The organism is Streptosporangium album (assembly GCF_014203795.1).
GTDB classification, from domain to species: Bacteria; Actinomycetota; Actinomycetes; order Streptosporangiales; family Streptosporangiaceae; genus Streptosporangium; species Streptosporangium album.
On the sequence record NZ_JACHJU010000001.1, the window covers coordinates 3,441,909 to 3,464,310 of the forward strand.

Sequence of the window (22,402 nt, forward strand, 5' to 3'; positions counted from 1 at the left end):
CCGTGATCCGCGTGCTTCTGGCTGAAGACCAGCACATCATCAGGGGCGCCCTCGTCGCGTTGCTCGGTCTCGAAGCGGACCTGGAGATCGTGGCCGCCGTGGAGTCCGGCGACGCCGTGGTGTCCGCCGCGCTGGCCGAGCACCCGGACGTGGCGGTGCTCGACATCGACATGCCCGGCACGCTCGACGGGCTCGCCGCCGCGGCCGAGCTCCGCGCACGCCTGCCCACCTGCCGCACGCTCATGCTGACCGGGTACGGCAAGCCGGGTCACCTGCGTCGCGCGCTCACCGCCGGAGTGGACGGATTCCTGCTGAAGACCGCGCCGCCCGACGACCTGATCGCGGCGATCCGCAAGGTGGCCGGGGGCGAGCGCGTTCTGGACCCGTCGCTGGCGGTCACCGCCTGGGATCTGGCGGACAACCCGCTGACGGCCCGCGAGATCGAGGTGTTGCGCCTCGCGGCCGAGGGGGCGGACGCGGCCGAGATCGCGGGCCGGCTGTTCGTGACGGCCGGGACGGTGCGCAACTACCTCACCGCCGTGGTCGCCAAGCTCAACGCCCGCAACCGGACGGACGCGGTGCGGATCGCCGCCGAAGCGGGCTGGATCTAGAGGCCGGTCACCGGACGGCCTCGGCGCCGGATCGGCGGGCCGGTGTGCCCGGTCCGCCGAGGCCCCCTCGCGGGACGTGGGCGTCGAGCTCGAACCAGCCGTCCTCCGCCCCGGCGCTCATCAGTCCGCCGAGGGACGTCAGCCGCGTGGTGAGGTTGCCGATGCCGGACGAGCCCCGGCGCCCCTCCGGCGAGCGCACGCCGTCGTTGCGTACGCGCAGCCGTACACCGCCCGACTCCGGCAGCGTCTCGATGACGCAGCGGCGGGCGGCGCTGTGCCGCAGGACGTTGGTCACAGCCTCCCTGAGTACGGCGCTCAGCGCGGTCTCGACCTCGGCGGGAAGCGCGCCGTGGGCCAGGCCCAGGGAGACCTCGATCCCCGCGGCGGTGAGCACCGAGCGGGCGGACCCGGCTTCGGCGGTGAGGGAGAGGTCGCGGTGCTCGCCGGAGACGGCCCGCAGGTCGGCCTCGGCCTGCGCGGTCATGGCGAGGACGTCGAGGAGTTCGGCGCGGGCGCGTTCCGGATCGAGGCGGCGGGCCAGTTCGCATTTGAGCAGGATCGCGGCGAGGCTGTGGCCGAGCAGGTCGTGCAGGTCCCGGGCCGCGCGCAGCCGTTCCTCCAGCACGGCCGAGCGGGCCAGCTCCTCCCTGGCGTTCTGGAGCTCCTTGACGAGCTGGGCCAGGCGGACGAGGCCGTAGACGACCAGCCCGGTGACCAGCGTGCTCACCGTGAAATTGACCGTGTCGGGAAGGGGCAGACCGAGGACGGAGCCGATCACGGCGACGCTTGTCATCACGCAGGCGACGAGCGGCCAGGCGATCGGCGCGGGGAAGGCGAGAAGGATCGGGCCCGCGAGAAAACCCGCGATTCCGAGCCACGCCCGGCCGAACGCGAGAACCGGCAGGTAGGTGAGGAGGGTCATCAGCGTCAGCGCCCACATGCGACGGCCGTTGACCGACCGCAGCTGCATGACGACGATGACCGCGAGACAGACGACCGCCGGCACGACGTTTCCCGGCACATACAGGAGGGCCTTGACGCTGAACCCCATGACGACGGAGGCCAGCACGGCGACGGAGACGGTGTAGGCGGCCTGGTCGCCGTGGAGGAGCGTCGGCCACCCCCACGCGCCGACCTGCCCGTCCGGTGGCGGAACGGGCGCGGGCCGTGTCTCCGGGGGGACGGGAAGGGTGACGGTGACCGTACGATGGCCGCCGGGAGTGAGGCCGGTGGTGAGGACGCCGCCGGCGTCGGACACCTGGCGGGGGAGGCCGCCCAGGCCGTCGTCGGCGGCCGTGCGTGCGCCGTCGTCCGTGACGCGCAGGCTCATCCGGCCGTCCGCCTCCTCCGTCTCGATCACGCAGGTCCTGGCCGTGCCTCGCCGTACGATCTCCGTCACCGACTCCCGCAGCACGGTGGCCAGCAGCGCGCCCGCGAGACCCAGTGGCTCGGTGTGGCCGACGCGCACCTCTGCCACGACCCCCGCACTCGACAGCATCGCGCGGGCGGTCGTGATCTCGGGGGCCAGCGACATCGCGCGATACCCCGCCGAGGCGGTGCGGGCGTCGGCCAGGGCGGCGCGGGCCGTGATGACGACCTCGCCGATCACCTCGGCGGTGCGCGGCGGCTCGGCGAGGGCAAGCTCTGTGCCCTGGGCGATCACGGTCAGTCCATGGCCGAGGCCGTCGTTCAGCTCGGCGGCGATCCGTAGCCGCTCCTCCGCGACGGCGGCCATCGCCAGCGCCAGCCGGGTGGTGTGCACCTCGTCGACGCGTTCGGTCAGGCGGGTCAGGCCGTAGATCACGAGCGAGCTCAGGACCATGCTGATCGTGACGTTCGCGGTGTCGAACACGTCGCCCTGGCGCACAGAATCGATCACCGCCGCACTGACCGCCACCACCGGCGCCAGCGTCCACAGGCGGCTGAGCAGCAGCGAGCCGGCCAGGAAGCCGAGGATGCCGACGGAGGTGTCATAGCAGAGCACCGCCGCGTAACCGGCGCAGGCCTGTACGGCGAGCAGCGGCATCCCCCTGAACCGTCTGAGGGAGGGCACCACCCAGACGAGCTGCAGCCCGAGTACCGGCACGCCCATCACGGAGCCGAGCGGCATGGCCAGCAGGTAGACGGCCATGAAAGCGGCGAACACCACGGCGACGATCCCCCGCGCGCGGCGAGGTATCGGGAAACGCGACAAATCCATCCCCCCGTCAGGATCAGGGAAAGTCTAGAAGCCCACGATGTCGTCCAGGTATGTCAGCAGTTCGCCGTGAGACGGTCCCGGGCCGGGTCCGGCCGGTACGGCGCGAGAGCCGTCCGGGCATCACGCTCTGCCGTACCAGGTGACGGTGGCGCCGTTGCCGAAGTGCCGGTTCGGCGCGTCGATGCCGAGGTGGGCGCGGACGTGGGTGGGGACGGTCTCCGGCTGCGCCGCGAAGCCGGGGAGGTCTGGAGACAGGCCCGCCACCTGCTCGCCCGGCACCGGGATCCCGACGTCCCCGGCCGTAGGGGGGAGGACCGGCCCGTCGTGATCTCCACCGGCGGGCCCCGGGTCCCCCGTCGGACCTCCGGTCAGTCCTCGTCGGCGGGGAAGGCGAAGAGCCGGACGTACATGGGGCGCGCGCCGGGGGGCGCGTCCTCGGCACGCGGGCTGTGCTTCCTCAGCAGGTCCATGTAGGCCTCGAAGAACTCCTCGAACTCCGCCTTGGTCATCCGGCCCAGACCGCGCGAGGCCTTGACCCATTCGGGATCGCGCTCGTAGACCGAGGGGAGCCGTTCGAACAGCTCACGATCCTCGTCCATGGCGAACTGGTGGAACGCGGCCAGCACGGGCCGATCCTCTGGGGCGAGCTGATCGGGCCGGGGCAGCCGGATGTCCCTGGTCGCCCCGGCCCTGCGCCACCAGCGCTCCCTGCCCACCGAGCGCTCGGGGATCTCCTCGACGAAGCCGTACTTCTCGAGCTGGCGCAGATGGTAGCTCGTCGTGCCGGTCTTGGCGCCGAGCAGCTCGCCGAGCGTCGTCGAGGTCGCGGGGCCGTGCATGCTCAGGTGGCGCAGCATGAGCCGCCGCATGGGATGGGTCAACGCCTTGAGCCTCGCGGGGTCGTCGAGCAGGAACGGCTCGTCATCCTTCATGATGAACAGCCTAGTCCTGCAGAACGATATCTGCAGACAACTCTATGCCGAGAAGTCTCTGCAGACTACTTTCGGCATGTGAGACGAATCCTCCCGGCACTGGCCGTCGCCCTCTGCCTGCTCGCCGCCCCCGCGGCCGCGGCAGCCACGCCCCCGCCCGCCGTACCCTCCGACGTGGCCGCGGCAGCCACGCCCCCGCCCGCCGTACCCTCCGATCTGCGTGCGACGGAGGTGAGCTTCCGCGGCAGCGGAGGCCTCACCCTGCACGGCACGGTCCTCTCCCCCGCACAGGGGAGATCCGCCCGGCCGGGCATGGTCCTGGTGCACGGCGCGGGCACGGGCACGCCCCGCACGAAGCTGATGGGCGAGGCCGTCGAGTTCGCCCGCCGGGGCTTGGCCGTCCTGGTCTACGACAAGCGGTCAGAGGGCTACTCGCTGTTCCAGCGGTCCTACACGCAGCTCGCCGACGACGCGCTCGGCGCCGTGGCCGCGCTCCATTCCCAGCCGGGCGTCGACCCGGCGAAGGTCGGCATCTGGGGGCTCAGCGAGGGCGGCTGGGTGGCCCCGATCGCGGCGGCCCGCTCGAAGGACATCGCCTTCGTCGTGCTCGTCGGCGCCAACGGTCTGCCGCCGCTGCGGCAGCAGACCTGGGCCGTGGCCGCCGGGCTGCGCAAGGCGGGGGCGTCGGGCCCGCTCGTCGACCGGGCCGTGCCCGCCATGTACCGGACGATCGCCGACGGCGGCATGTTCCCCGAGCCCTACTACGATCCCGGACCGACCATCGCCGCGGTACGTCAGCCGGTGCTCGGCATCTGGGGCACCCACGACCTGCTGACCCCACCCGAGGAGAGCCCGCCGGCGTTCGCCGGGGCACTGGAGAAGGGCGGCAACAGGCACTACACGTTCCACTTCTTCCCCGACGCCGACCACGCCGCCCACCGGACCCCCGACGGAGGCGTCACCCGGCTTCCCGAGCTTGCCCCCGGCTACGCCGACCTGGTCGGCACCTGGGTCGGAGACGTCACGGCGGGCAGGCTCCCCACGGCCCAGACCTCCGGCCCCGCCCCCGTGCAGGACGCGCCGACCGTGCCGATGGATCCCCCGGCCTGGTGGGAGTCGGCGTTCCTCCAGCTCGTGATGGTGCTGTTGTTCCTGGTCGCGTTCGCCGCCTATCCGGCGGTCGCGCTGGCGCGGCGCCTCCGCGGCGGCTCGCGGCCCCCGGTGACCGGGGCCGCGCGGCTGCTCAGCGCCGGAGGGATCGCGGTGGTCCTCGGGTCGCTGTCCTACCTCTTCTACCTGCTGATGACCGGAGGCAAGCTGGCCGCTCCCGGCCCCGTGCTGGCCGGTCGCCCGCTGATCTGGCTGGCGCTACAGGCCCTCGCGGTGGCCACCGTGGTCGCCACCGCTCTCACCGCACTGGCCTGGCGCCGTACCCGCGGCCCGGTGTCACCGGGTGAGCGGGTACGGCTCGGCCTCCTGCTCGCCGGCGGGGCGGTCTTCGTCCCCTGGGCTCTCTACTGGGGCCTGCTGCTTCCCTGAACAGGTGGGGCCCGGAAGGCGAGGATCTCACCCGGCGGCGGCGCCCTCGGTCACTCGGCCGCCGCGACCTCGTCCGGTGCCTCGGCGTCGAGCCAGATCGGGCGCCAGCCGTCCAGCTCGTGAAAGCGGCGCAGCTCGGCGAGGCCGCTGAGCCAGCCCATCCACGCCGCGTAGGGCGGCCGGCCGGTGTCGAACCCGCTCTGCACGAAGGTGAGCCGGGTCCTGCCGCCGGACTCCTCCAGCTCCCAGGTGGTGACGCCGGAGGGGCCCCAGTCGACGGCCAGCGCGCGGCCGGGGTCCAGGTCGATGATCTTCGCGGCGGGTCCCGCGTCGAGGCCGCCCACGGCGTAGCGCCCGCCGACGTGCGGTTCGATCCCGATGGGGGAGTTGAACCACAGGCTGACCTTCTCCGAGTCGACGAGTGAGTCGAACACCGCCTCGGACGAGGCGTCGATGACGAACTCGCTCTTCAGGTCCGGTGAGGTGAAGTCGGGCCTGGGGGTGAGCTCGCGGCCCTCAAGATGGTCGGCCAGATTGGCGATCGCCAGCGACCAGTACGTCTCCAGCACGCCGCGGACGCTGCTACCGGTGATCATCTCCTGGTAGTCGAAGTGGGACTGCGACAGCGTCAGGACGGTCGAGTCCGGGCCCTCCTCCTCAAGCCGGATCTCCACCGCGGTGTCCTCGCCGTCCAGCAGCCACGAGAAGCGCAGCGTCCGGTCGTCGACGTGCAGCGGGCGCTGGTGCGGCGCGTCTCCCTCGGGCACGTCGCGGCCCCAGAACGCGTAGCGGTGCGGCAGGTCGACCTCGGCGTGCTCGGCCAGCCAGGTCCGCAATGATCCGGCGTCGGTCAGGGCGTGGTGGACGGCCTTGATCGGTGCGGCCATGCGGGCGTGAAGCTTCAACGGTTCTCTCCCTTGGGGTAGCAGGCCACGGCGAGTTTGAAGGCGTCGCCCTCCGCACCGCCGTAGCGGGTGAAAAGGTCCTGCAGCACGGACTGGAGCTCGCTGAGGAACTCCTGGCGGCGCTCCGGTGACACGTGGATCTCGCCGGACACGCCCACCGAGGGCAGTTCGGGCGCTGTCCGGTCGAGCGCGGCGATGTCGGCCTGGACCTCCTCCATGAGGTCGAGCAGGTAACCGAGGCTCATCTCGTCCTGCGCCTTGCGCAGGCCGAGCCGGCCGACGAGGCGGGGCGACATCCAGTAGGCGCGGGCACTCGCCTGGTAGACGCCCTCGTGGATCCCCCGTACCTTGCGCTCCGACACCTGGTCCACCAGCCCCGCGTCCACCAGGCGTTTCACGTGGTAGTAGACCCGCTGGGAGGTCTGGCCGAGCAGGGCCGCCACCTCGGTGCACGACCGGGGTTCGGCGAGCTGTCGCAGCACCTCGATGCGCTGGGGCTTGAGCAGGGCTTCCGCCTGCTCGATCTCTTCTAGGTACAGGACGTCTCTCATCGCAAAATCAATTTTTTATATTCAACATAGTTTTGTCAATAGGGCGCGCTCTCCCTCGGGGATCGGCCGCCGCCGGTACGCCCACCGGGTGAAGGCCGGGCCTCCCGGCGCGGGGGAGGACGGCCGGGCGTCTCTCCGGGACCGGGGAGTGGTGGCCACCCCCGGTTAGGTCTCCGATCCGTCATTCATTATGGTCCGAACATGAGCACTCACTATGACGTCGTCGTCCTCGGTGCGGGCCCGGGCGGCTACGTGGCCGCCATCCGAGCCGCGCAGCTGGGACTCAGCACCGCGATCGTTGAGGAACGTTACTGGGGTGGCGTCTGCCTCAATGTGGGATGTATCCCCTCAAAAGCGCTGTTGCGCAATGCCGAACTCGCCCACCTGTTCACGCACGAGGCCAAGACGTACGGCATCCGCGTCGAGGGCCAGGTCACCTTCGACTACGGCGAGGCCTTCAAGCGCAGCCGCAAGGTCGCCGACGGGCGCGTCAAGGGCGTGCACTACCTGATGAAGAAGAACGGCATCACCGAGTACGACGGCCGGGGCACCTTCACCGACGCCAACACGCTCCAGGTGGCCGGCCGGGACGGCGGCACGGAGACGGTGACGTTCGACCACTGCATCATCGCGGCGGGCGCGACCACGAAGCTGCTGCCGGGGACGTCGCTGACCGAGCGGGTCGTGACGTACGAGGAGCAGATCCTGAGCGAGAAGCTCCCCGACAGCATCGTCATCGCGGGGGCGGGCGCGATCGGGGTCGAGTTCGCCTACGTGCTGCACAACTACGGCGTCAAGGTGACGATCGTGGAGTTCCTCGACCGCATCGTCCCCCTGGAGGACGAGGAGGTCTCGGCCGAGCTGGCGCGGCGCTACAAGCGGCTCGGCATCGAGGTGCTGACCTCGACCCGTGTGGAGTCCATCGACGACTCCGGCGAGCGGGTGCGGGTGACGGTCTCCCGCGATGGAGGGCAACAGGTCCTCGAGGCCGACAAGGTCATGCAGGCGATCGGCTTCCAGCCCCGCGTGGAGGGCTACGGCCTGGAGCGCACCGGGGTGGCCCTGACCGGCCGCGGCGCCATCGACATCGACGGCCGGGGCCGTACGAACGTGCCGCACATCTTCGCCATCGGCGACGTGACCGCCAAGCTGATGCTCGCGCACGCGGCCGAGTCCATGGGGATCATCGCCGCGGAGACCATCGCGGGCGCGGAGACGATGGAGCTCGACTATGTGATGATCCCGCGGGCGACGTACTGCCAGCCCCAGATCGCGAGCTTCGGCTTCACCGAGGCGCAGGCCCGCGAGCTGGGCTATGACGTGAAGGTGGCCAAGTTCCCGTTCACCGCCAACGGCAAGGCCCACGGCCTGGGCGACGTCACGGGGTTCGTCAAGATCCTCAGTGACGGTGAGCACGGAGAGCTGATCGGCGCCCATCTGATCGGACCCGAGGTCACCGAGCTGCTGCCCGAGCTGACGTTGGCCCAGCAGTGGGACCTGACGGTCCATGAGGTGGCGCGTAACGTGCACGCCCACCCCACGCTGGGTGAGGCGGTCAAGGAGGCGATCCACGGCCTGGCGGGTCACATGATCAACATGTGACCCGGTCCGGCCGGCGGGCACGGGTCAGGGATCCGTGTTCCGCCTGGCCGGGGTCCGCCGGTCCGCCTCGTCGGCGAGTTGATCCTCCACGATCGCGCACCAGCGATGCCGGCGCGCCAGATCACGGTCCGTTCCCCGGCCGAGGTAGGTGAGCGGGCCGGGATCGGCCACCTGGATCTCGTGGAAGCCGAGACGGTCGTAGAAGGCCCTGGCCGGGGTGTTGACGGTGACCATGCCGAGATGTACGGCCGATACCCCCTTGTGGTGCAGCGCGTCGAGGAAGGCGTTCATCAGCGCACGGCCGTGGCCCCTGCGCCGGTGGTCCGGGAGCAGGTCGATGTGCAGATGCGCCGGGTAGGCGGCCAGGTCGGGGTAGATGTGCCGGGAGTCGCCGCCGTCGTGCGCGGTCCGCACGCAGATGTCGTAGAGCGCGGCGCGGTCGTCGGGACGGTACGGCCGGACAGTGGTCATGGAGGCAGTCATGCCTTTCGTGGGAGCGCTCTCACAAGTTTTTCGGCAGGACGGGTGCCCCCTGGGCGGAGACGCCGGCCTTCCCGGACCTCGTGCCGGCGCACTAGCCTGCACGGCATGATCGAGGTGGAACTCCGGGGCTGGCGACCCGATGACGCGCCGATCCTGCTCGACGCGTTCAGCTCTCCGGACATGGCGCAGCAGGCGGCGCGGCGGATCGACACGCAGAGGGCGGCGCTGGAGTGGATGGGGGTGTGGGGGTTCCGGGAGGACGCCCAGGCCTTCGCCGTGGTGGTGGACGGTCAGGTCGTGGGGAACGTCGCGGTGAGCAACATCGACGCGCACGACACCGGCTGGGTGTCCTACTGGACGTCACCGCACGCCAGAGGGCGTGGAGTGGCCGTGGCCGCAGTACGGCTGCTGACGGACTGGGCGTTCCGGGAGCGGGGGCTGTTCCGTCTCGAGCTGGGGCACCGGCTCAACAATCCGGCCTCCTGCGCGGTGGCGACCAGGGCCGGCTTCCTGACCGAGGGGGTCGAGCGGGCCAAGCTGAGCTACGAGGGCGAGCGATACGACGTGGAGCGGCACGCCCGCCTGGCCACCGACTGATCCGCCGGGCGGAACGCGGAGGCGGTGGAGGGGGTGCGGGCCGGTCAGAGCGCCTCTGGCCCGCCGGGCGGGCACGGAAGGGGGGTCAGAGTGCCTTGAGCCCCGCGAGCACATCGCGGAGCACGCTCTCCTGGGGGAGGGCGACGACGGCGGGGATCCGCACAGTGATCATTCCAGACTCCCGCAGGTCGCCGAGGAGAACGCGGAGCACGCCGACCGGCATGCCGGTCTCCGATGCCAGCTCGGCGACCGAGACCGGCATGCGGCAGGCATTCATGATCGCTAAGTGTTCGGGCGGCAGGTCGTGGGGCGGGGTTCTGACCGTCCCCACGAGGGCGATCAGGTCGAACGGAGCTCCCGCGGTCCGGGTCCGGCCGCGGGTGAGCGTATAGGGGCGGACGATGGGGCCGGCGTCCTGGTCGAGCCAGCGTTCGGTCATCGCGTCCCGCCCTCCTGTTCCGCACGGCGCCATCCGTCGCGGAACGACGTCATCACGCTGCCCGTGACCGGGGCCGGCTGCGGCGCCTCGGCCGGTACGGCCCGCCGCTCGGGCACGGCCTGCCGTACACGCTTGGGAAGCCCGCTGCCGGTGGCGATCCACTCGACCTCGGCCGAGTGGGTGACCTGCGGCTCGGGTGCCTGGACCACCAGCTCGCCCGGCAGGAGGACGATCGCCGTGGTGCCGCCGAAGGGGGAGGGGCGCAGCGACACGCGGATGTCGTGCCGGGCGGCGAGCTGCGTCACGACGAACAGGCCGAGCCGGTCACTGCCCGCCAGGTCGAACTGCGGGGGGCCGGCCAGCAGCTCGTTGAGCCGGGCCATCTCGGTCGAGGTGATGCCGAGTCCACGGTCCTCCACCTCGATGACGTAGCCCCTGGCCACCATCTCGCCGTGGACGTTCACCATCGTGTGCGGGGGCGAGAACACGGCGGCGTTCTCCACCAGCTCGGCCACGAGGTGGATGACGTCGGTCACGACCGTGCCGGCCAGGCAGGGGCCCCGGGGCACGTTCACCGTCACGCGCTGGTAGTCCTCCACCTCCTCGACGGCGGCGCGGACCACGTCGTAGATCGTGACGGGTGTCCGCCAGCCCCGCCCGGGGACCGCGCCGGACAGGATGATCAGTCCCTCGGAGTGGCGTCGCATGCGGGTGGTCAGGTGGTCGAGGCCGAACAGGTCGTCGAGGGTCTCCGGGTCGCTGGCCCGCTGTTCCATCGCCTCGAGCATGGTGAGCTGGCGGTGCAGGAGCGACTGGCTGCGCCTGGCCAGGTTCACGAAGACCTTGTTGACGCTCTTGCGCATCTGGGCCTGGCCGGCGGCCGCCTCGACGGCGGTCCGCTGGACGGAGGTGAACGCCCTGCCGACGTTCACGATCTCGGTGATGGTGCCGTAGTTCAGCTCCTCGGCCTCGGAGCAGACGTCCTCGCCCCGGTGGAGCCGCTCGACGACGTCCGGCAGCCGTTCGTTCGCCAGGTGGAGGGCTACCTGCTCCAGGCCGACGAGCTCGGCGCTCATCCGGCGGCCGAACCGCACCGAGATGAAGATGGACACCGCGACCGCGAGCAGGCCGAGCCCGCCGGCGACGCCGATCCGGACCAGGATGCCGGTGGCGAGCGTCTCGGACCGTTCGGTGATGCCCTTGCTGACGTCTCCGCCGAACGTGTCGAAGGTGTCGGAGAGCTTCGCCGCGACCGTCGCCCAGGAGGGGTTCGGCCTGTCCGCGGTGGCGACGGCGTCTTCGATCCGCTCGAACGAGGCGTAGGCGGCGGAGCCCTGCAGACTCCGGTAGAGCCTCTGGAACTCCTCGTCGAACAGGTCGAACCCCATGGAGTAGAGCAGCCTGCGGCCGGTGACGAGCTCACCGAACCTGGTACGTTCCTCGATGCTCATGCTGCCCTCGGCCACGGCACCGGCGATCAGTGCGGCCTGCTGGCTGAGCATCTCCCGGCTGCGCCCCACCAGGACGACGGCGCGGGTCTGGTCGGTCTGGCTGCTGTCCGAATACGTCGGGATCTTGTCGTAGACCTTGAAGGCCGACTCGATCATCGTGGCGTAGCCGTCGAGGGTCTGTATCCGGTCGGCGGTGCGGGCGTCCACCCCGTTCCGCACCTCGGCCAGCCGTTCCGTTGCGCTCATCAACTGGTGCAGGCGGTTCCACACGGCCGGGGTCGTGCCGCCCTGGAGCAGGGAGGCCTTCCGCTCCAGCTCCGCTCGCGCGGTGTTCGTCCGGACCCGCTGGGCGCCGAGTTCGGCGCGCGAGGCGGTGGGGTCGCCCAGGACGGACAGGGACAGCAGCCGTTCGTGCTGGAGCGCGGTGGTCAGCGCCCGGGTGGGGACGATGCCGTGCTCGTAACCATCGCGGGCCCGGAGCAGTTCCTTGCCGCCCTGAAAGGTAAGGGATGCCGCAAATGCCCAAATTGCCACAAGGGAGACAATTGGCACCAATAGGAGGGTGAAGATTTTGACCCTGATCGCGTGTCTGCGGCCCGCCATCGTACCTCGCACTACGGATATGTGCGTTAACAGTGGCGAAACCCTAGCAACCTGGGACATCCGCGACCAGAGATGTGAGCGATTCATATCAAGAAACGATTTATAGCTTTTGAGTAACCACCAACCGCCGTCTCTCCGGGCACGTCTTCCTCGTGGGGGGCACCCGCCAGGAGGGAAGGCGCCCATGGGGACGATCGCGGAACTGGTCGGGCCGGAAATGGGCCGTGCGGCGCGGGCGGCGGTGACCCGTGGCGACGAACTGGAGCGGTCGGGCGCCGTGCAACTGGTCAGGTTCAGCCCGTCGCTGGTCACGGCGGAGGTGGACGACGGCGCCGCGCACGTGGAGCTCCGGGCCGTCGACGGGGTGATGCACTGGCGCTGCACCTGCGCCGAGGGCAGGGACGGAGCGTTCTGCGCCCACTGTGTGGCGACGGTCCGGTCCCTCACGAGAAGAGGGGAGGAGAGGGCCTCGCGGAGGGGGCCCGTGCGAGCGGTTGACGATATTGTCTAGTTGTCAGACAATCAAACGATGAAGCTCGCCGTCGTCGCAGCCGCCGTGCTCTGGGGCACCGCCGGCACCGCCGGACTGCTCGTCGCCGGTGTCGATCCCGTCTCCCTGGCCGCCGCCCGTCTGGTGATCGGCGGCCTGGTGATCGCGGTCGCCACCGGGCCGGCCATCAGGTCCCTGCCGCGCAAGGGCCTGCTCCTGCCGGCCGCGGTGGCCGTGGCCGCCTACCAGCTCTGCTTCTTCGCCTCGGTCGGCCGGACCGGGGTGGCCGTCGGCACCGTGGTCGCCATCGGCAGCGGTCCCGTCTTCACCGGCCTGCTCTCCTGGCTGCTCGACCGGGTGCCCCCCACCCGGCGCTGGGCCGGGGCGACCGCGGTGGCGATCACGGGCTGCGCCGCGCTGATCGGCGGGGGAGGTGAGGCACGGCTGGACGGGATCCTGCTCGCGCTGCTCGGCGGCCTGCTCTACGCGTTCTACGCGGTGACGGCGGCCCGGATGATCGGCGCGGGGGCTCCCTCCGACGCGGTGATGGGCGCGATGTTCGGCGGGGCCGGGATCGTGATGCTCCCCGTCCTGCTGTGGACGGGCACCGCCTGGCTCGCCGGTCCGCGCGGCCTGCTCACCGCCCTCTACCTCGGCTGCGCCACCACCGCGCTGGCCTACATCCTCTACGGCAGGGGCCTGCGCACCACCCCCGTCGCGACCGCCGCCACCCTCGCCCTGGCCGAGCCCGCGGTGGCCGCGCTACTCGGTGTCGTGGTGCTCGGCGAACGGCTCACGCCCACCTCGGTCGCGGGACTGGCGCTGCTGGGCGCGAGCCTGGCCGTGGTGGCCCTCCCCGAACGCCGCCGGAGCCGCCGGGCCGCGGCCGCGGCAATAGAGTCATCGGCGTGACCACTCCGCTCCGCCCGCTCTCCGCCGTCAACGCCCTCGCCGACGCCCTGCGCCGCCGGGTGCTCTCCGGCGAGATGGCCCCGGGCACCTCGCTGCCGGAACAGGAGCTCTCCGCCCAGTACGGCGTGGCCCGGCCGACCGTGCGAGAGGCGCTGGCCGTCCTCGTGAACGAGGGCCTGCTCAGGCGCGAACGGCACCGCAGCGCCCAGGTGGCCGAGGTGACCCCGGCCGATCTGGACGACCTCATGTTCGTACGGCGCCCGCTGGAGGACCTCATGGCCACCACCCTGGCCGGACGGCGGGTCGAGGAGGCCGACGGGGTGCTGGCGCGGATGGCCGCGCTGCCGGCTGACGCCCCCTGGTCCGACGCGGTCGCCGAGCACATGGCGCTGCACCAGGCGTTGATCGTCGCGGTCGGCAGCCCCCGCCTGGAGCGGCTCTACGCCACGCTGGCCGCCGAGACCCGCCTCGGCCTGGTGCGGCTGCGGACCGTCTACACCGACAGGGAGGTGCTGGTCGCCGAGCACCGGGACCTGCTCGACGCGATCGGCCAGGGGCCGGTCGAGACCGCGAGGCGGGCCGTCGCCGCCCATCTGGACCACGGCTGGGGCACAGGCTGACGGTCCCCGTGGGCCGGGGGGCCGTGCGGATTCCCGGCCGACCCCGGTCATATTGGTCGTCGAACTTGCACGCTTCTCTTGCACCCGAGGCCCTCAAGTGGTCACAATCGCGGCCATGCACGGCAATTCAGTGCCGGACTCCTACGTGTATGTCACCGAAGAGGGCGTGGCCCGCCACTACGCGGACGGCAGCGTCGACGCCCTCGCGTGGGAGGACGTCGTCGAGGTGCGCGTAGGAGGTGACCCGGACTCGGACATTCTGTACGTACTTCTCGATCGTGACGGTCAGGGGTGCGTGGTGCCCGAGTCGGCCACGGACACCGCCTTCCTCGCCCGCCTCCGCTACCTTCCGGACTTCGACCTCGACAGGCTGGGAGAGGTCGTGGGTGCCGCCTGCGGCGACTACGTCGTCGTCTGGCGCAGCCCCGAGCCTCCCTCTGCTCTGCCGAATTTCGAATACGACTAATCCCTCCTTGTCCAGTTAATACGGGCGGGCAAACCTACATATTTGGACCGTTCCGTCAAGATGGTGTGTCTGCCCCACTTAGGCCAGTAGTGGACAGGAAGCCGCTATTCCCGTCATCAATCTTGATCACTAGGATTTTCATGGGTATCCACGCTCCTGATGCATTAGCGAAAGCTGTCAACCATTGAAACGCGTTGAGCGTCCCATTACCTGTTAACGCTGGGGCGCCTGGGTGGGGTGGTATGAGGGTGGGGACAGAGGGGCCCGCTATCGCGCTCCTCAACAACAGATCGGTACGCACCGCTCCGAGCATCTGGACACGTTCCTATGCGCGGATCCTGCTGGCAGGAGACCTCGCGTGTGCGGTGATCGCCTGTGAGTCGGTCCTGGGAGTCCGGCTCTGGTTCGGTGCCTACATTCCGGGAACGGAGGCGTTGCTGGGGCTCGGTCTCGCCCTGGCGTGGCCGTTCTCGCTGGCGGTGGGAGGCGCTTATCGCAAGCGCGCCCACGGAGAGGGGACGGAGGAGTTCCGGGCGGTTTTCGACGGAGGGGTCGGTCTGACGGCCGCTGTCGCGATCGGGGCATACGCCACACAGACCACCATCGCTCGTAGTTTCGTGATGGCGATGTTCCCGCTGGCCCTCATTCTCACGGTCATCTTCCGATACCGGATGCGCAAGCGGCTGCACCGGCGCCGGTCCTCCGGCGAGTACATGCGCCAGGTGGTCGCCGTCGGGCACCGGGAGTCGGTGCTGGATCTGGTGATGCAGCTCCGGCGGCAGCCGCACCACGGCATGACGGTGGTCGCGGCATGCCTGCCGGCGGGGCCCGAGCTCGTCGACGTCGACGGAGTCCCGGTGCTCGGCGGCTTCGCCGATGTCGCCGACGTGGTGACCGAGGTCGGCGCCGACACCGTCGCCGTCCTGGCCTGCCCCGAGCTGGACGGCGCCGCGCTGCGCCGGATCGCCTGGGGGCTGGAGGACGCCCGCACCGACCTGTTCGTCGCGCCCGCGCTCATGGACGTGGCCGGTCCGCGCATCAGCATCCGGCCGGTGGCGGGAATGCCGCTGCTCCACGTCGAGCACCCCGAGTTCGACGGTGCCAAACACCTCGCCAAGAGCCTGTTCGACAGGGTCGGCGCGGGGCTGGCCCTGCTGGCGCTGGCCGTGCCCATGCTGGTCATCACCGTGCTGATCCGCCTGACCAGCTCGGGGCCGGCACTGTTCCGGCAGGTCAGAGTGGGCAAGGGCGGGCGGGAGTTCAAGGTCGTGAAGTTCCGCACCATGGTCAACGACGCGGAACGACTCAAGATCGGCCTTCAGCGGAGCAACGAGTTCGACGGCGTCCTCTTCAAAATGAGGAACGATCCAAGAATCACCCGCGTGGGCGCCTTCCTCCGCCGGTACTCCCTCGACGAGCTGCCACAGCTGCTCAACGTGCTCCACGGGGAGATGTCCCTCGTCGGGCCACGGCCACCGCTGCCCGAGGAGGTCAAGCAGTACGGCGAGGACGTGCGCCGCCGTCTGGTCGTCAGACCCGGCATGACCGGTCTGTGGCAGGTGAGCGGCCGCTCCGATCTGACCTGGGAGGAGTCGGTCCGCCTCGACCTGCGCTACGTCGAGAACTGGTCGCTCTTCCTGGACCTGCAGATCCTCTGGAAAACCTGGAGCGCCGTCACCGGCGGAGAAGGGGCTTACTAGCCGTGAAAGCACTCGTGCTCGCGGGGGGATCAGGCACCCGGCTCCGGCCGATCACCCACACCTCCGCGAAGCAGCTCGTCCCGGTGGCCAACAAGCCTGTGCTCTTCTACGGGCTCGAGGCCATCGCGGCCGCCGGGATCCGGGAGATCGGAATCGTCGTGGGCGACACGCAGGCCGAGATCGAGGCGGCCGTCGGCGACGGCTCCGCGTTCGGCCTGCAGGTCACCTATCTCCGCCAGCACGCCCCGCTCGGGCTCGCCCACGCGGTGCTGATCGCCCGCGACTACCTCGGCGACGACGACTTCGTCATGTATCTCGGCGACAACTTCATCGTCGGCGGCATCCGCGACATCGTCGGCCGGTTCGTCCATGACCGGCCGTCCGCCCAGATCATGCTCACCCAGGTCGGCGACCCCCGGCAGTTCGGCGTCGCCGAGCTCGACGCCGGAGGCCGCGTGGTCGGGCTGGAGGAGAAGCCCGCCCATCCCAAGAGCGATCTCGCACTCGTCGGCGTCTACCTGTTCACCCCCGCCGTCCACGAGGCGGTGGCCGAGCTCAAACCGTCGTGGCGGGGGGAGCTGGAGATCACCGACGCGATCCAGTGGCTGATCCAGGAAGGGCACGGGGTCGAGTCCACCGTCATATCCGGTTACTGGAAGGACACCGGGAATGTCACCGACATGCTTGAGGTCAACCGGCTGGTCCTGGAGTCCCTGGACGGCCGCGTCAACGGCCGGGTGGACGGCGCCAGCGAGCTGATCGGCCGGGTGGTCGTCGAGCCGGGCGCCGTGGTCGAGCGCTCCCGCATCGTCGGCCCGGCGATCATCGGCGCCGGAGCCCGGATCCTGGACAGCTACGTCGGCCCCTTCACCTCCATCGCGGCCGACTGCGTGATCAGCGCCAGTGAGATCGAATACTCGATCGTGCTGCCCCGGTCCTCGATCTCCGGAGTGTCCCGCATCGAGGCCTCGCTCATCGGCCACGACGTCGAGGTCACCCCCGCCCCCACCACCCCCAGAGCCCACCGCCTCGTGCTGGGCGATCACAGCAAGGTCCAGATAAGTTCATGAAGGTCCTGGTCATCGGGGGGGCTGGGTTCATCGGCTCCCACTACGTCCGCGCGCTCGGCGCCGACGGCACCGCCGTAACCGTTCTCGACAAGCTCACCTACGCCGGCAACCCGGCGAACCTGGAGGGCACCGCCCACGACTTCGTGCACGGCGACATCTGCGACGCGGGACTCCTGGCCGACCTGGTGCCCGGCCACGACGTCGTCGTCAACTTCGCGGCCGAGTCCCATGTGGATCGCTCCATCGACGGTGCCGGGGAGTTCGTGCGGACCAACGTGCTCGGCACGCAGACCCTGATGCAGGCGTGTCTCGACGCGGGCACCCCGAAGGTGGTGCAGGTGTCCACCGACGAGGTCTACGGGTCGATCGACGTCGGCTCCTGGAAGGAGGACGCGCCGATACGGCCGCGCTCGCCGTACTCGGCGGCCAAGGCGGGCGGCGACATGATCGCCCTCGCCTACGCGGTCACCCACGGCCTGCCGGTCTCCGTCACCCGCTGCGGCAACAACTACGGGCCCTACCAGTATCCGGAGAAGGTGATCCCGCTCTTCGTCACCAATCTCCTCCAGGGACGCAAGGTCCCGCTCTACGGCGACGGCGGCAACGTCAGGGACTGGATCCACGTCGACGACCACTGCGCGGGCATCCGGCTCGTCGCCGAGCGGGGTGAGCCCGGGGAGGTCTACCACATCGCCGGTACGGCGGAGCTGACCAACACCGAGCTCACCACCCGGCTGCTGGCGGCCTGCGACGCCGGCTGGGACATGGTCGAGTACGTCGAGGACCGCAAGGGGCACGACCGCCGCTACTCCCTGGACGACTCCCGGCTACGGGCCCTCGGCTACCGGCCGGCCATCTCGTTCGAGCGGGGTCTGGCGGACACGGTCCGCTGGTACACCGACAACCCGGACTGGTGGAAGGCGGCCACGGCTCAGCGAGGCGGGGAGAACGCATGAGCCGGTGGTTGGTCACCGGAGCCGCCGGCATGCTCGCGACCGAGCTGGTCGGCCGTCTGAGAGCCGCCGGAGAGCCCGTGCTGGCACTGTGCAGGGACGAGCTCGACCTCCGTGACGGGTCCGCCGTCCACCACCTGGTGTCGGCGTGCCGGCCGGACATCGTCGTCAACTGCGCGGCGTGGACAGGGGTGGACGACGCCGAGACCCGCGAGGCCGAGGCGCTCGCGGTCAACGGGCACGGGGTGCGGACGCTGGCCGAGGCGTGCGAGCGCCTCGGCGCGCGGATGATCCAGCCCTCCACGGACTACGTCTTCGACGGGACCGCGCTGGACCCCTATCCGGAGGACGCGCCGGCCTCCCCGGTCAACGCCTACGGGCGTACCAAACTGGCCGGCGAGCGCGCCGTGCTGGAGGTGCTCCCCGAGACCGGCTACGTCGTGCGGACCGCATGGCTGTACGGCGCCACCGGGAAGAACTTCGTCCGCACGATAGCCGCCATCGAGAGGAGCAGGCCGGTCCTGGACGTCGTCGACGATCAGATCGGCCCGCCCACCTGGGCAGGCGATCTGGCCACCGGGATCGTCGAGCTGGGGCGCACCGAGCCCCCACCGGGGATCTACCACGCCACCAACTCCGGCCAGACGAGCTGGTACGGCTTCGCGCGGGAGATCTTCACGCTGGTCGGCGCGGACCCCGGCAGGGTCACCCCCGTCTCCACCAAGGAGTTCGCACGCCCCGCGCCGCGGCCGGCCTACAGCGTGCTCGGGCACGAGCGCTGGAGCCGGGCGGGGCTGCCGCCGATGCGGGACTGGCGAGAGGCGTTGCAGGCGTCCGAGGTGCTCGTCAGTGGCTAGGCGCGGCGAGGTCCCGGCCGGCCGCGGTCAGGTCGTCGCAGTGGGCCACGCATGCGCGATGCTCCGGCAGCAGCCCCGCGTCCAGGGCTTCCCCGAGGGTGGGGGCCGCGGCGTCCTTGTCCGACAGGAGCGGCTCCAGGCCCGCTGGCCAGTCGATCCCGACGGCCGGGTCGAGGGGGTGGATCCCGTGCTCGCGCCCGGGGGCGTAGGGCTGCGAGCACAGGTAGACGACCGTGGCCTGCTCGCTGAGCGCCATGAACGCGTGGCCGAGCCCCTCGGCGATGTAGAGACCGCGCCGGGACTCGTCGTCCAGGCGCACGGCGTCCCACCGGCCGAAGGTGGGCGAGCCGACGCGGACGTCCACGACGACGTCGAGGACCGCGCCGGAGACGCAGGTGACGTACTTGGCCTGGCCGGGGGGCACGTCGGCGAAGTGGACGCCGCGCAGGACGCCACGGCTGGAGACCGAGCAGTTGACCTGGGCGAGATCCAGCCGGTGCCCGACGGACTCCTCCAGGTCGGCGGAGCGGTAGCTCTCCAGGAACGCGCCACGGGGATCGACGTGGACGCGGGGAGTGTGGCACCAGGCTCCGCCGATGCTGAGAGGTTCCATGGGCCGAAGCATGCCACAGCGGCCTGGTGTAACGCGGCCGAAGGAACGCGCGAAATCCTAGGGTTCGCGCTCGATTCATTGATCTTGAGAGAGACCGGTCGAGCCGCGTTCCGCGGCGAGGGAGCTTACTGATGACAACCTGCCGACTGTGCGGTTCGACGAGCCTTGCCGGCGTCGTCGACCTCGGAGCGACACCCCCCTGTGAGCGGTTCCTGACCGCCGGGCAGCTCGACGAGCCCGAGGTCACCTACCCGCTGCACCTGAGGGTGTGCACCGACTGCTGGCTGGCGCAGATCCCGCCGCTGATCACGCCGGAGGACACCTTCACCGAGTACGCCTACTTCTCGTCGTACTCGACCTCGTGGGTGGAGCACGCCCGGGAGTTCGTGAAGGAGTCGGCCGACCGGCTGGCACTGGACGACGGCTCGTTCGTGGTCGAGGTGGCCAGCAACGACGGATACCTGCTCCGGCACGTCGTCGAGCGGGGGATCCGGTGCCTGGGCATCGAGCCGTCGAAGAACGTCGGCCAGGCGGCCAGGGACAGCGGAGTCCCGACGGTCACGGCGTTCCTCGGCCCCGAGGTCGGCGCCACGGTGCGCGAGGAGCACGGGCCCGCCGACCTGGTGGTCGCCAACAACGTCTACGCCCACATCCCCGACGTCGTCGGGTTCACCAAGGGGCTGCGCGCGCTCGTGGCCGACGACGGCTGGGTCTCCATCGAGGTCCAGCACCTGCTGACCCTGATGGAGCACAACCAGTACGACACGATCTACCACGAGCACTTCCAGTACTACACGGTCGCCTCCGCGCAACGCGCCCTGGCCGCCGGTGGGCTGTCCCTCGTGGACGTCGAGCTGCTGCCGACCCACGGGGGCTCGATCCGCCTGTGGGCGCGACCTCAGGAGACGGCCGGCGAGCCGGGCGAGCGGGTGGGCCGGGTGCTCGCCGAGGAGAAGGCGGCGGGCCTGCACGAGCTGTCGGGATACACCGAGTTCGCCGCCCGGGTGGCCCGGGTCCGGCGGAACCTGCTGGCATTCCTCGTCGAGGCCGCCGAGCAGGGCAAGACGGTGGTCGGCTACGGCGCTCCCGGCAAGGGCAACACGCTGCTCAACCACTGCGGGATCCGGGCCGACCTGCTCCGATACACCGTGGACCGCAACCCCTACAAGCACGGCAGGTTCACCCCCGGTACGCGGATCCCGATCCTGCCGCCCGAGCGGATCGCCGAGGACCGGCCCGACTACGTGCTGGTCCTGCCGTGGAACCTCCGCCAGGAGCTCACCGGCCAGCTGTCCTTCGTGCGCGCCTGGGGAGGCCGGCTGGTCTTCCCCATCCCCACCCTGGAGATCGTGGAGGTGAGTCGGTGAAGGTCGTCCTCTTCTGCGGCGGGTACGGGACACGGATGCGCACCGGCACCCCCGGCGACGTGCCCAAGCCCATGCAGCTCGTGGGTCCCCGGCCGCTCATCTGGCATGTGATGCGCTACTACGCGCACTTCGGGCACACGGAGTTCATCCTCTGCCTCGGGTATGGAGCGCACCACATCAAGGACTTCTTCCTGAACTACCAGGAGACCATCTCCAACGACTTCGTCCTGCGCGGCGGCCAGGTCGAGCTGCTGTCGGCCGACATCTCCGAGTGGTCGATCTCCTTCGTGCAGACCGGGATCGAGTCGCCGATCGGCGAACGGCTGCGCCGGGTCCGCGACCACCTCGACGGCGAGGAGATGTTCCTGGCCAACTACGCCGACGTGCTCACCGACGCGCCGCTGCCGGAGATCATCGACCGTTTCACCGCGTCCGGCGCGGGCGCCTCCATGATGGTCGTCCCGCCGTCGGACACCTTCCACTGCGTCGAGCTCGGCGAGAGCGGGCTGGTCGGCGGGATCACCCCGGTCAGCCAGATGCCGCTCTGGGTCAACGGCGGCTACTTCGTGCTCCGCCAGGAGGTCTTCGACCACATCCCGCCGGGTGGTGACCTCGTCGCGGACGGCTGCGCCGAGCTCGCCAAGCGCGGCCGGATGCTCGCCTACCCCCACCGGGGCTACTGGCGGCCGACCGACACGGTCAAGGAGCGGGTCGCCCTCGACGAGGCCTACTCGCGCGGCGACCGGCCGTGGGCTCTGTGGGAACGAGAACCGGCGGGGCGGATCGCATGATCGGATTCAGGCCACCGGCGGTCGGCCGGGTCGCGCTGCTCGCCGCCCACTGCGACGACATCGCGATCGGCGCGGGCGGCAGCCTGCTGACCGTCTGCTCCGCCCGCCCCGGCACGCGGGTGGACGCGCTGGTGCTCTCCGGCGGCGGCACCGAGCGGGAGGACGAGGAGCACGCGGCGCTGGCCGCCTTCTGTCCCGGCGCGGACCTGCGGCTCACCGTGCTGAAGCTGCCCGACGGGCGGCTGCCCGCACACTGGGACGAGGCGAAGGGCGCCGTGGAGGAGCTGCGCGCGCGGACCGACCCGGACCTGCTGTTCGCGCCGCACCCCGGGGACGCCCACCAGGACCACCGCGGGCTGGCCCGGCTGGTGCCCACGGCCTTCCGCGACCACCAGGTGCTCGGCTACGAGATCGTCAAATGGGACGGCGACCTCGGGCGGCCGTCGGTCTACCAGCCGCTCACGCCCGAGGTGGCCGAGGCGAAGGTGGCCCTGCTCCAACAGCACTACCCCTCACAGCGGGCCCGTCCCTGGTACGACCGAGAGGCGTTCCTCGGACTGGCCCGCATCCGCGGCATCGAGTGCCATGCGCGCTACGCGGAGGCGTTCCACGTCAACAAGCTGACTCTCGACCTGGCTGGAGGATGAACC

Annotated in this window: 24 protein-coding genes; 15 read left to right on the forward strand and 9 right to left on the reverse strand. The window is 70.6% G+C overall.

The window, feature by feature from the left end:
• Positions 1 to 2 precede the first annotated feature (2 nt).
• A complete protein-coding gene (locus FHR32_RS16480; RefSeq protein ID WP_184755114.1) occupies positions 3 to 611 on the forward strand; it encodes a response regulator transcription factor in 609 nt (202 codons plus the stop codon).
• Positions 612 to 618: 7 nt separating this feature from the next.
• Here the strand turns inward: FHR32_RS16480 and FHR32_RS16485 are convergent, their stop codons facing one another.
• The 3 genes from FHR32_RS16485 to FHR32_RS16495 all read right to left on the reverse strand — a co-directional run bounded on the left by FHR32_RS16485 (position 619) and on the right by FHR32_RS16495 (position 3,743).
• Positions 619 to 2,757 (reverse strand): sensor histidine kinase, encoded by a 2,139-nt coding sequence (locus FHR32_RS16485; RefSeq protein ID WP_221465428.1) that lies wholly within the window; start codon positions 2,755 to 2,757, stop codon positions 619 to 621.
• 174 nt (positions 2,758 to 2,931) lie between these two features.
• Positions 2,932 to 3,090 carry a hypothetical protein gene (locus FHR32_RS16490; RefSeq protein WP_184755116.1) on the reverse strand — a complete coding sequence of 53 codons (159 nt, stop codon included), beginning with the start codon at positions 3,088 to 3,090 and terminating at the stop codon, positions 2,932 to 2,934.
• Between the two features lie 89 nt (positions 3,091 to 3,179).
• Positions 3,180 to 3,743: an ArsR/SmtB family transcription factor gene (locus tag FHR32_RS16495; RefSeq protein WP_184755117.1), complete on the reverse strand. Its 564-nt coding sequence runs from the start codon at positions 3,741 to 3,743 to the stop codon at positions 3,180 to 3,182.
• 78 nt (positions 3,744 to 3,821) lie between these two features.
• On the opposite strand from FHR32_RS16495, the gene FHR32_RS16500 reads away from it, so the two are divergent.
• Entirely contained in the window at positions 3,822 to 5,282 is a 1,461-nt protein-coding gene (locus FHR32_RS16500; RefSeq protein ID WP_221465429.1) for an alpha/beta hydrolase family protein, read from the forward strand.
• Between the two features lie 50 nt (positions 5,283 to 5,332).
• On the opposite strand, the gene FHR32_RS16505 is transcribed toward FHR32_RS16500, so the two are convergent.
• Together FHR32_RS16505 and FHR32_RS16510 are read right to left on the reverse strand one after the other, a co-directional pair.
• On the reverse strand, positions 5,333 to 6,187 hold the full coding sequence (locus FHR32_RS16505) for an SRPBCC family protein (protein WP_221465430.1): 855 nt from the start codon (positions 6,185 to 6,187) through the stop codon (positions 5,333 to 5,335).
• Positions 6,184 to 6,738: a helix-turn-helix domain-containing protein gene (locus tag FHR32_RS16510; protein WP_184755119.1), complete on the reverse strand. Its 555-nt coding sequence runs from the start codon at positions 6,736 to 6,738 to the stop codon at positions 6,184 to 6,186. The genes FHR32_RS16505 and FHR32_RS16510 overlap by 4 nt, the downstream gene beginning before the upstream one ends.
• A 201-nt stretch (positions 6,739 to 6,939) precedes the next feature.
• Here FHR32_RS16510 and lpdA point away from each other — a divergent pair, with 201 nt between their 5' ends.
• Entirely contained in the window at positions 6,940 to 8,340 is a 1,401-nt protein-coding gene (gene lpdA, locus FHR32_RS16515) for a dihydrolipoyl dehydrogenase (protein WP_184755120.1), read from the forward strand.
• A gap of 24 nt (positions 8,341 to 8,364) precedes the next feature.
• On the opposite strand, the gene FHR32_RS16520 is transcribed toward lpdA, so the two are convergent.
• On the reverse strand, positions 8,365 to 8,811 hold the full coding sequence (locus tag FHR32_RS16520; protein ID WP_246466173.1) for a GNAT family N-acetyltransferase: 447 nt from the start codon (positions 8,809 to 8,811) through the stop codon (positions 8,365 to 8,367).
• Positions 8,812 to 8,928: 117 nt separating this feature from the next.
• On the opposite strand from FHR32_RS16520, the gene FHR32_RS16525 reads away from it, so the two are divergent.
• Entirely contained in the window at positions 8,929 to 9,420 is a 492-nt protein-coding gene (locus FHR32_RS16525) for a GNAT family N-acetyltransferase (RefSeq protein WP_184755121.1), read from the forward strand.
• Positions 9,421 to 9,505: 85 nt separating this feature from the next.
• Here FHR32_RS16525 and FHR32_RS16530 read toward each other — a convergent pair whose 3' ends face one another.
• Both FHR32_RS16530 and FHR32_RS16535 read right to left on the reverse strand, forming a co-directional pair.
• Entirely contained in the window at positions 9,506 to 9,859 is a 354-nt protein-coding gene (locus tag FHR32_RS16530; RefSeq protein ID WP_184755122.1) for a DUF742 domain-containing protein, read from the reverse strand.
• Positions 9,856 to 11,844, reverse strand: coding sequence for a sensor histidine kinase (locus FHR32_RS16535; protein ID WP_184755123.1), 1,989 nt, complete (start codon positions 11,842 to 11,844; stop codon positions 9,856 to 9,858). The genes FHR32_RS16530 and FHR32_RS16535 overlap by 4 nt, the downstream gene beginning before the upstream one ends.
• 253 nt (positions 11,845 to 12,097) lie before the next feature.
• Between FHR32_RS16535 and FHR32_RS16540 the strand changes: the two genes are divergently transcribed.
• From FHR32_RS16540 to rfbD, 8 genes are all read left to right on the forward strand, one after another.
• Complete coding sequence (locus FHR32_RS16540; protein ID WP_184755124.1) at positions 12,098 to 12,424, forward strand: hypothetical protein; 327 nt, start codon at positions 12,098 to 12,100, stop codon at positions 12,422 to 12,424.
• Between the two features lie 18 nt (positions 12,425 to 12,442).
• Positions 12,443 to 13,315 (forward strand): DMT family transporter, encoded by an 873-nt coding sequence (locus tag FHR32_RS16545; RefSeq protein WP_184755125.1) that lies wholly within the window; start codon positions 12,443 to 12,445, stop codon positions 13,313 to 13,315.
• On the forward strand, positions 13,312 to 13,935 hold the full coding sequence (locus FHR32_RS46700; protein ID WP_184755126.1) for a GntR family transcriptional regulator: 624 nt from the start codon (positions 13,312 to 13,314) through the stop codon (positions 13,933 to 13,935). The genes FHR32_RS16545 and FHR32_RS46700 overlap by 4 nt, the downstream gene beginning before the upstream one ends.
• A gap of 115 nt (positions 13,936 to 14,050) precedes the next feature.
• A complete protein-coding gene (locus FHR32_RS16555) occupies positions 14,051 to 14,401 on the forward strand; it encodes a hypothetical protein (protein WP_184755127.1) in 351 nt (116 codons plus the stop codon).
• Positions 14,402 to 14,643: 242 nt separating this feature from the next.
• Entirely contained in the window at positions 14,644 to 16,101 is a 1,458-nt protein-coding gene (locus tag FHR32_RS16560; RefSeq protein WP_184755128.1) for a sugar transferase, read from the forward strand.
• A gap of 2 nt (positions 16,102 to 16,103) precedes the next feature.
• Positions 16,104 to 17,171, forward strand: a complete 1,068-nt coding sequence (locus tag FHR32_RS16565; protein ID WP_184755129.1) for a glucose-1-phosphate thymidylyltransferase — start codon at positions 16,104 to 16,106, stop codon at positions 17,169 to 17,171.
• Positions 17,168 to 18,127, forward strand: coding sequence for a dTDP-glucose 4,6-dehydratase (gene rfbB, locus FHR32_RS16570; RefSeq protein WP_184755130.1), 960 nt, complete (start codon positions 17,168 to 17,170; stop codon positions 18,125 to 18,127). Before FHR32_RS16565 ends, rfbB begins: the two co-directional genes overlap by 4 nt.
• Positions 18,124 to 18,981, forward strand: a complete 858-nt coding sequence (gene rfbD / locus FHR32_RS16575; protein ID WP_184755131.1) for a dTDP-4-dehydrorhamnose reductase — start codon at positions 18,124 to 18,126, stop codon at positions 18,979 to 18,981. The genes rfbB and rfbD overlap by 4 nt, the downstream gene beginning before the upstream one ends.
• Here the strand turns inward: rfbD and rfbC are convergent.
• Entirely contained in the window at positions 18,971 to 19,594 is a 624-nt protein-coding gene (gene rfbC / locus FHR32_RS16580; protein ID WP_184755132.1) for a dTDP-4-dehydrorhamnose 3,5-epimerase, read from the reverse strand. The genes rfbD and rfbC overlap by 11 nt on opposite strands.
• Before the next feature lie 131 nt (positions 19,595 to 19,725).
• Here rfbC and FHR32_RS16585 point away from each other — a divergent pair, with 131 nt between their 5' ends.
• The 3 genes from FHR32_RS16585 to FHR32_RS16595 are packed head-to-tail and all read left to right on the forward strand — an operon-like array spanning position 19,726 to position 22,399.
• Positions 19,726 to 20,961, forward strand: coding sequence for a class I SAM-dependent methyltransferase (locus FHR32_RS16585; protein ID WP_184755133.1), 1,236 nt, complete (start codon positions 19,726 to 19,728; stop codon positions 20,959 to 20,961).
• Positions 20,958 to 21,752, forward strand: coding sequence for a sugar phosphate nucleotidyltransferase (locus FHR32_RS16590; protein ID WP_184755134.1), 795 nt, complete (start codon positions 20,958 to 20,960; stop codon positions 21,750 to 21,752). Before FHR32_RS16585 ends, FHR32_RS16590 begins: the two co-directional genes overlap by 4 nt.
• Positions 21,749 to 22,399 (forward strand): PIG-L deacetylase family protein, encoded by a 651-nt coding sequence (locus FHR32_RS16595; protein WP_184755135.1) that lies wholly within the window; start codon positions 21,749 to 21,751, stop codon positions 22,397 to 22,399. The genes FHR32_RS16590 and FHR32_RS16595 overlap by 4 nt, the downstream gene beginning before the upstream one ends.
• Positions 22,400 to 22,402: the final 3 nt, after the last annotated feature.

Excerpts from the sequence above, each read along its gene's own strand:
- FHR32_RS16525 (WP_184755121.1), top strand. The coding sequence starts at position 8,929 with ATGATCGAGGTGGAACTCCGGGGCTGGCGACCCGATGACGCGCCGATC.
- lpdA (WP_184755120.1), top strand. The coding sequence starts at position 6,940 with ATGAGCACTCACTATGACGTCGTCGTCCTCGGTGCGGGCCCGGGCGGC.
- FHR32_RS16560 (WP_184755128.1), top strand. The coding sequence starts at position 14,644 with ATGAGGGTGGGGACAGAGGGGCCCGCTATCGCGCTCCTCAACAACAGA.
- FHR32_RS16530 (WP_184755122.1), bottom strand. The coding sequence starts at position 9,859 with ATGACCGAACGCTGGCTCGACCAGGACGCCGGCCCCATCGTCCGCCCC.
- FHR32_RS16585 (WP_184755133.1), top strand. The coding sequence starts at position 19,726 with ATGACAACCTGCCGACTGTGCGGTTCGACGAGCCTTGCCGGCGTCGTC.
- rfbD (WP_184755131.1), top strand. The coding sequence starts at position 18,124 with ATGAGCCGGTGGTTGGTCACCGGAGCCGCCGGCATGCTCGCGACCGAG.
- FHR32_RS16520 (WP_246466173.1), bottom strand. The coding sequence starts at position 8,811 with ATGACCACTGTCCGGCCGTACCGTCCCGACGACCGCGCCGCGCTCTAC.
- FHR32_RS16495 (WP_184755117.1), bottom strand. The coding sequence starts at position 3,743 with ATGAAGGATGACGAGCCGTTCCTGCTCGACGACCCCGCGAGGCTCAAG.
- FHR32_RS16555 (WP_184755127.1), top strand. The coding sequence starts at position 14,051 with ATGCACGGCAATTCAGTGCCGGACTCCTACGTGTATGTCACCGAAGAG.
- rfbC (WP_184755132.1), bottom strand. The coding sequence starts at position 19,594 with ATGGAACCTCTCAGCATCGGCGGAGCCTGGTGCCACACTCCCCGCGTC.
- FHR32_RS16510 (WP_184755119.1), bottom strand. The coding sequence starts at position 6,738 with ATGAGAGACGTCCTGTACCTAGAAGAGATCGAGCAGGCGGAAGCCCTG.
- rfbB (WP_184755130.1), top strand. The coding sequence starts at position 17,168 with ATGAAGGTCCTGGTCATCGGGGGGGCTGGGTTCATCGGCTCCCACTAC.
- FHR32_RS16545 (WP_184755125.1), top strand. The coding sequence starts at position 12,443 with ATGAAGCTCGCCGTCGTCGCAGCCGCCGTGCTCTGGGGCACCGCCGGC.
- FHR32_RS16540 (WP_184755124.1), top strand. The coding sequence starts at position 12,098 with ATGGGGACGATCGCGGAACTGGTCGGGCCGGAAATGGGCCGTGCGGCG.
- FHR32_RS16595 (WP_184755135.1), top strand. The coding sequence starts at position 21,749 with ATGATCGGATTCAGGCCACCGGCGGTCGGCCGGGTCGCGCTGCTCGCC.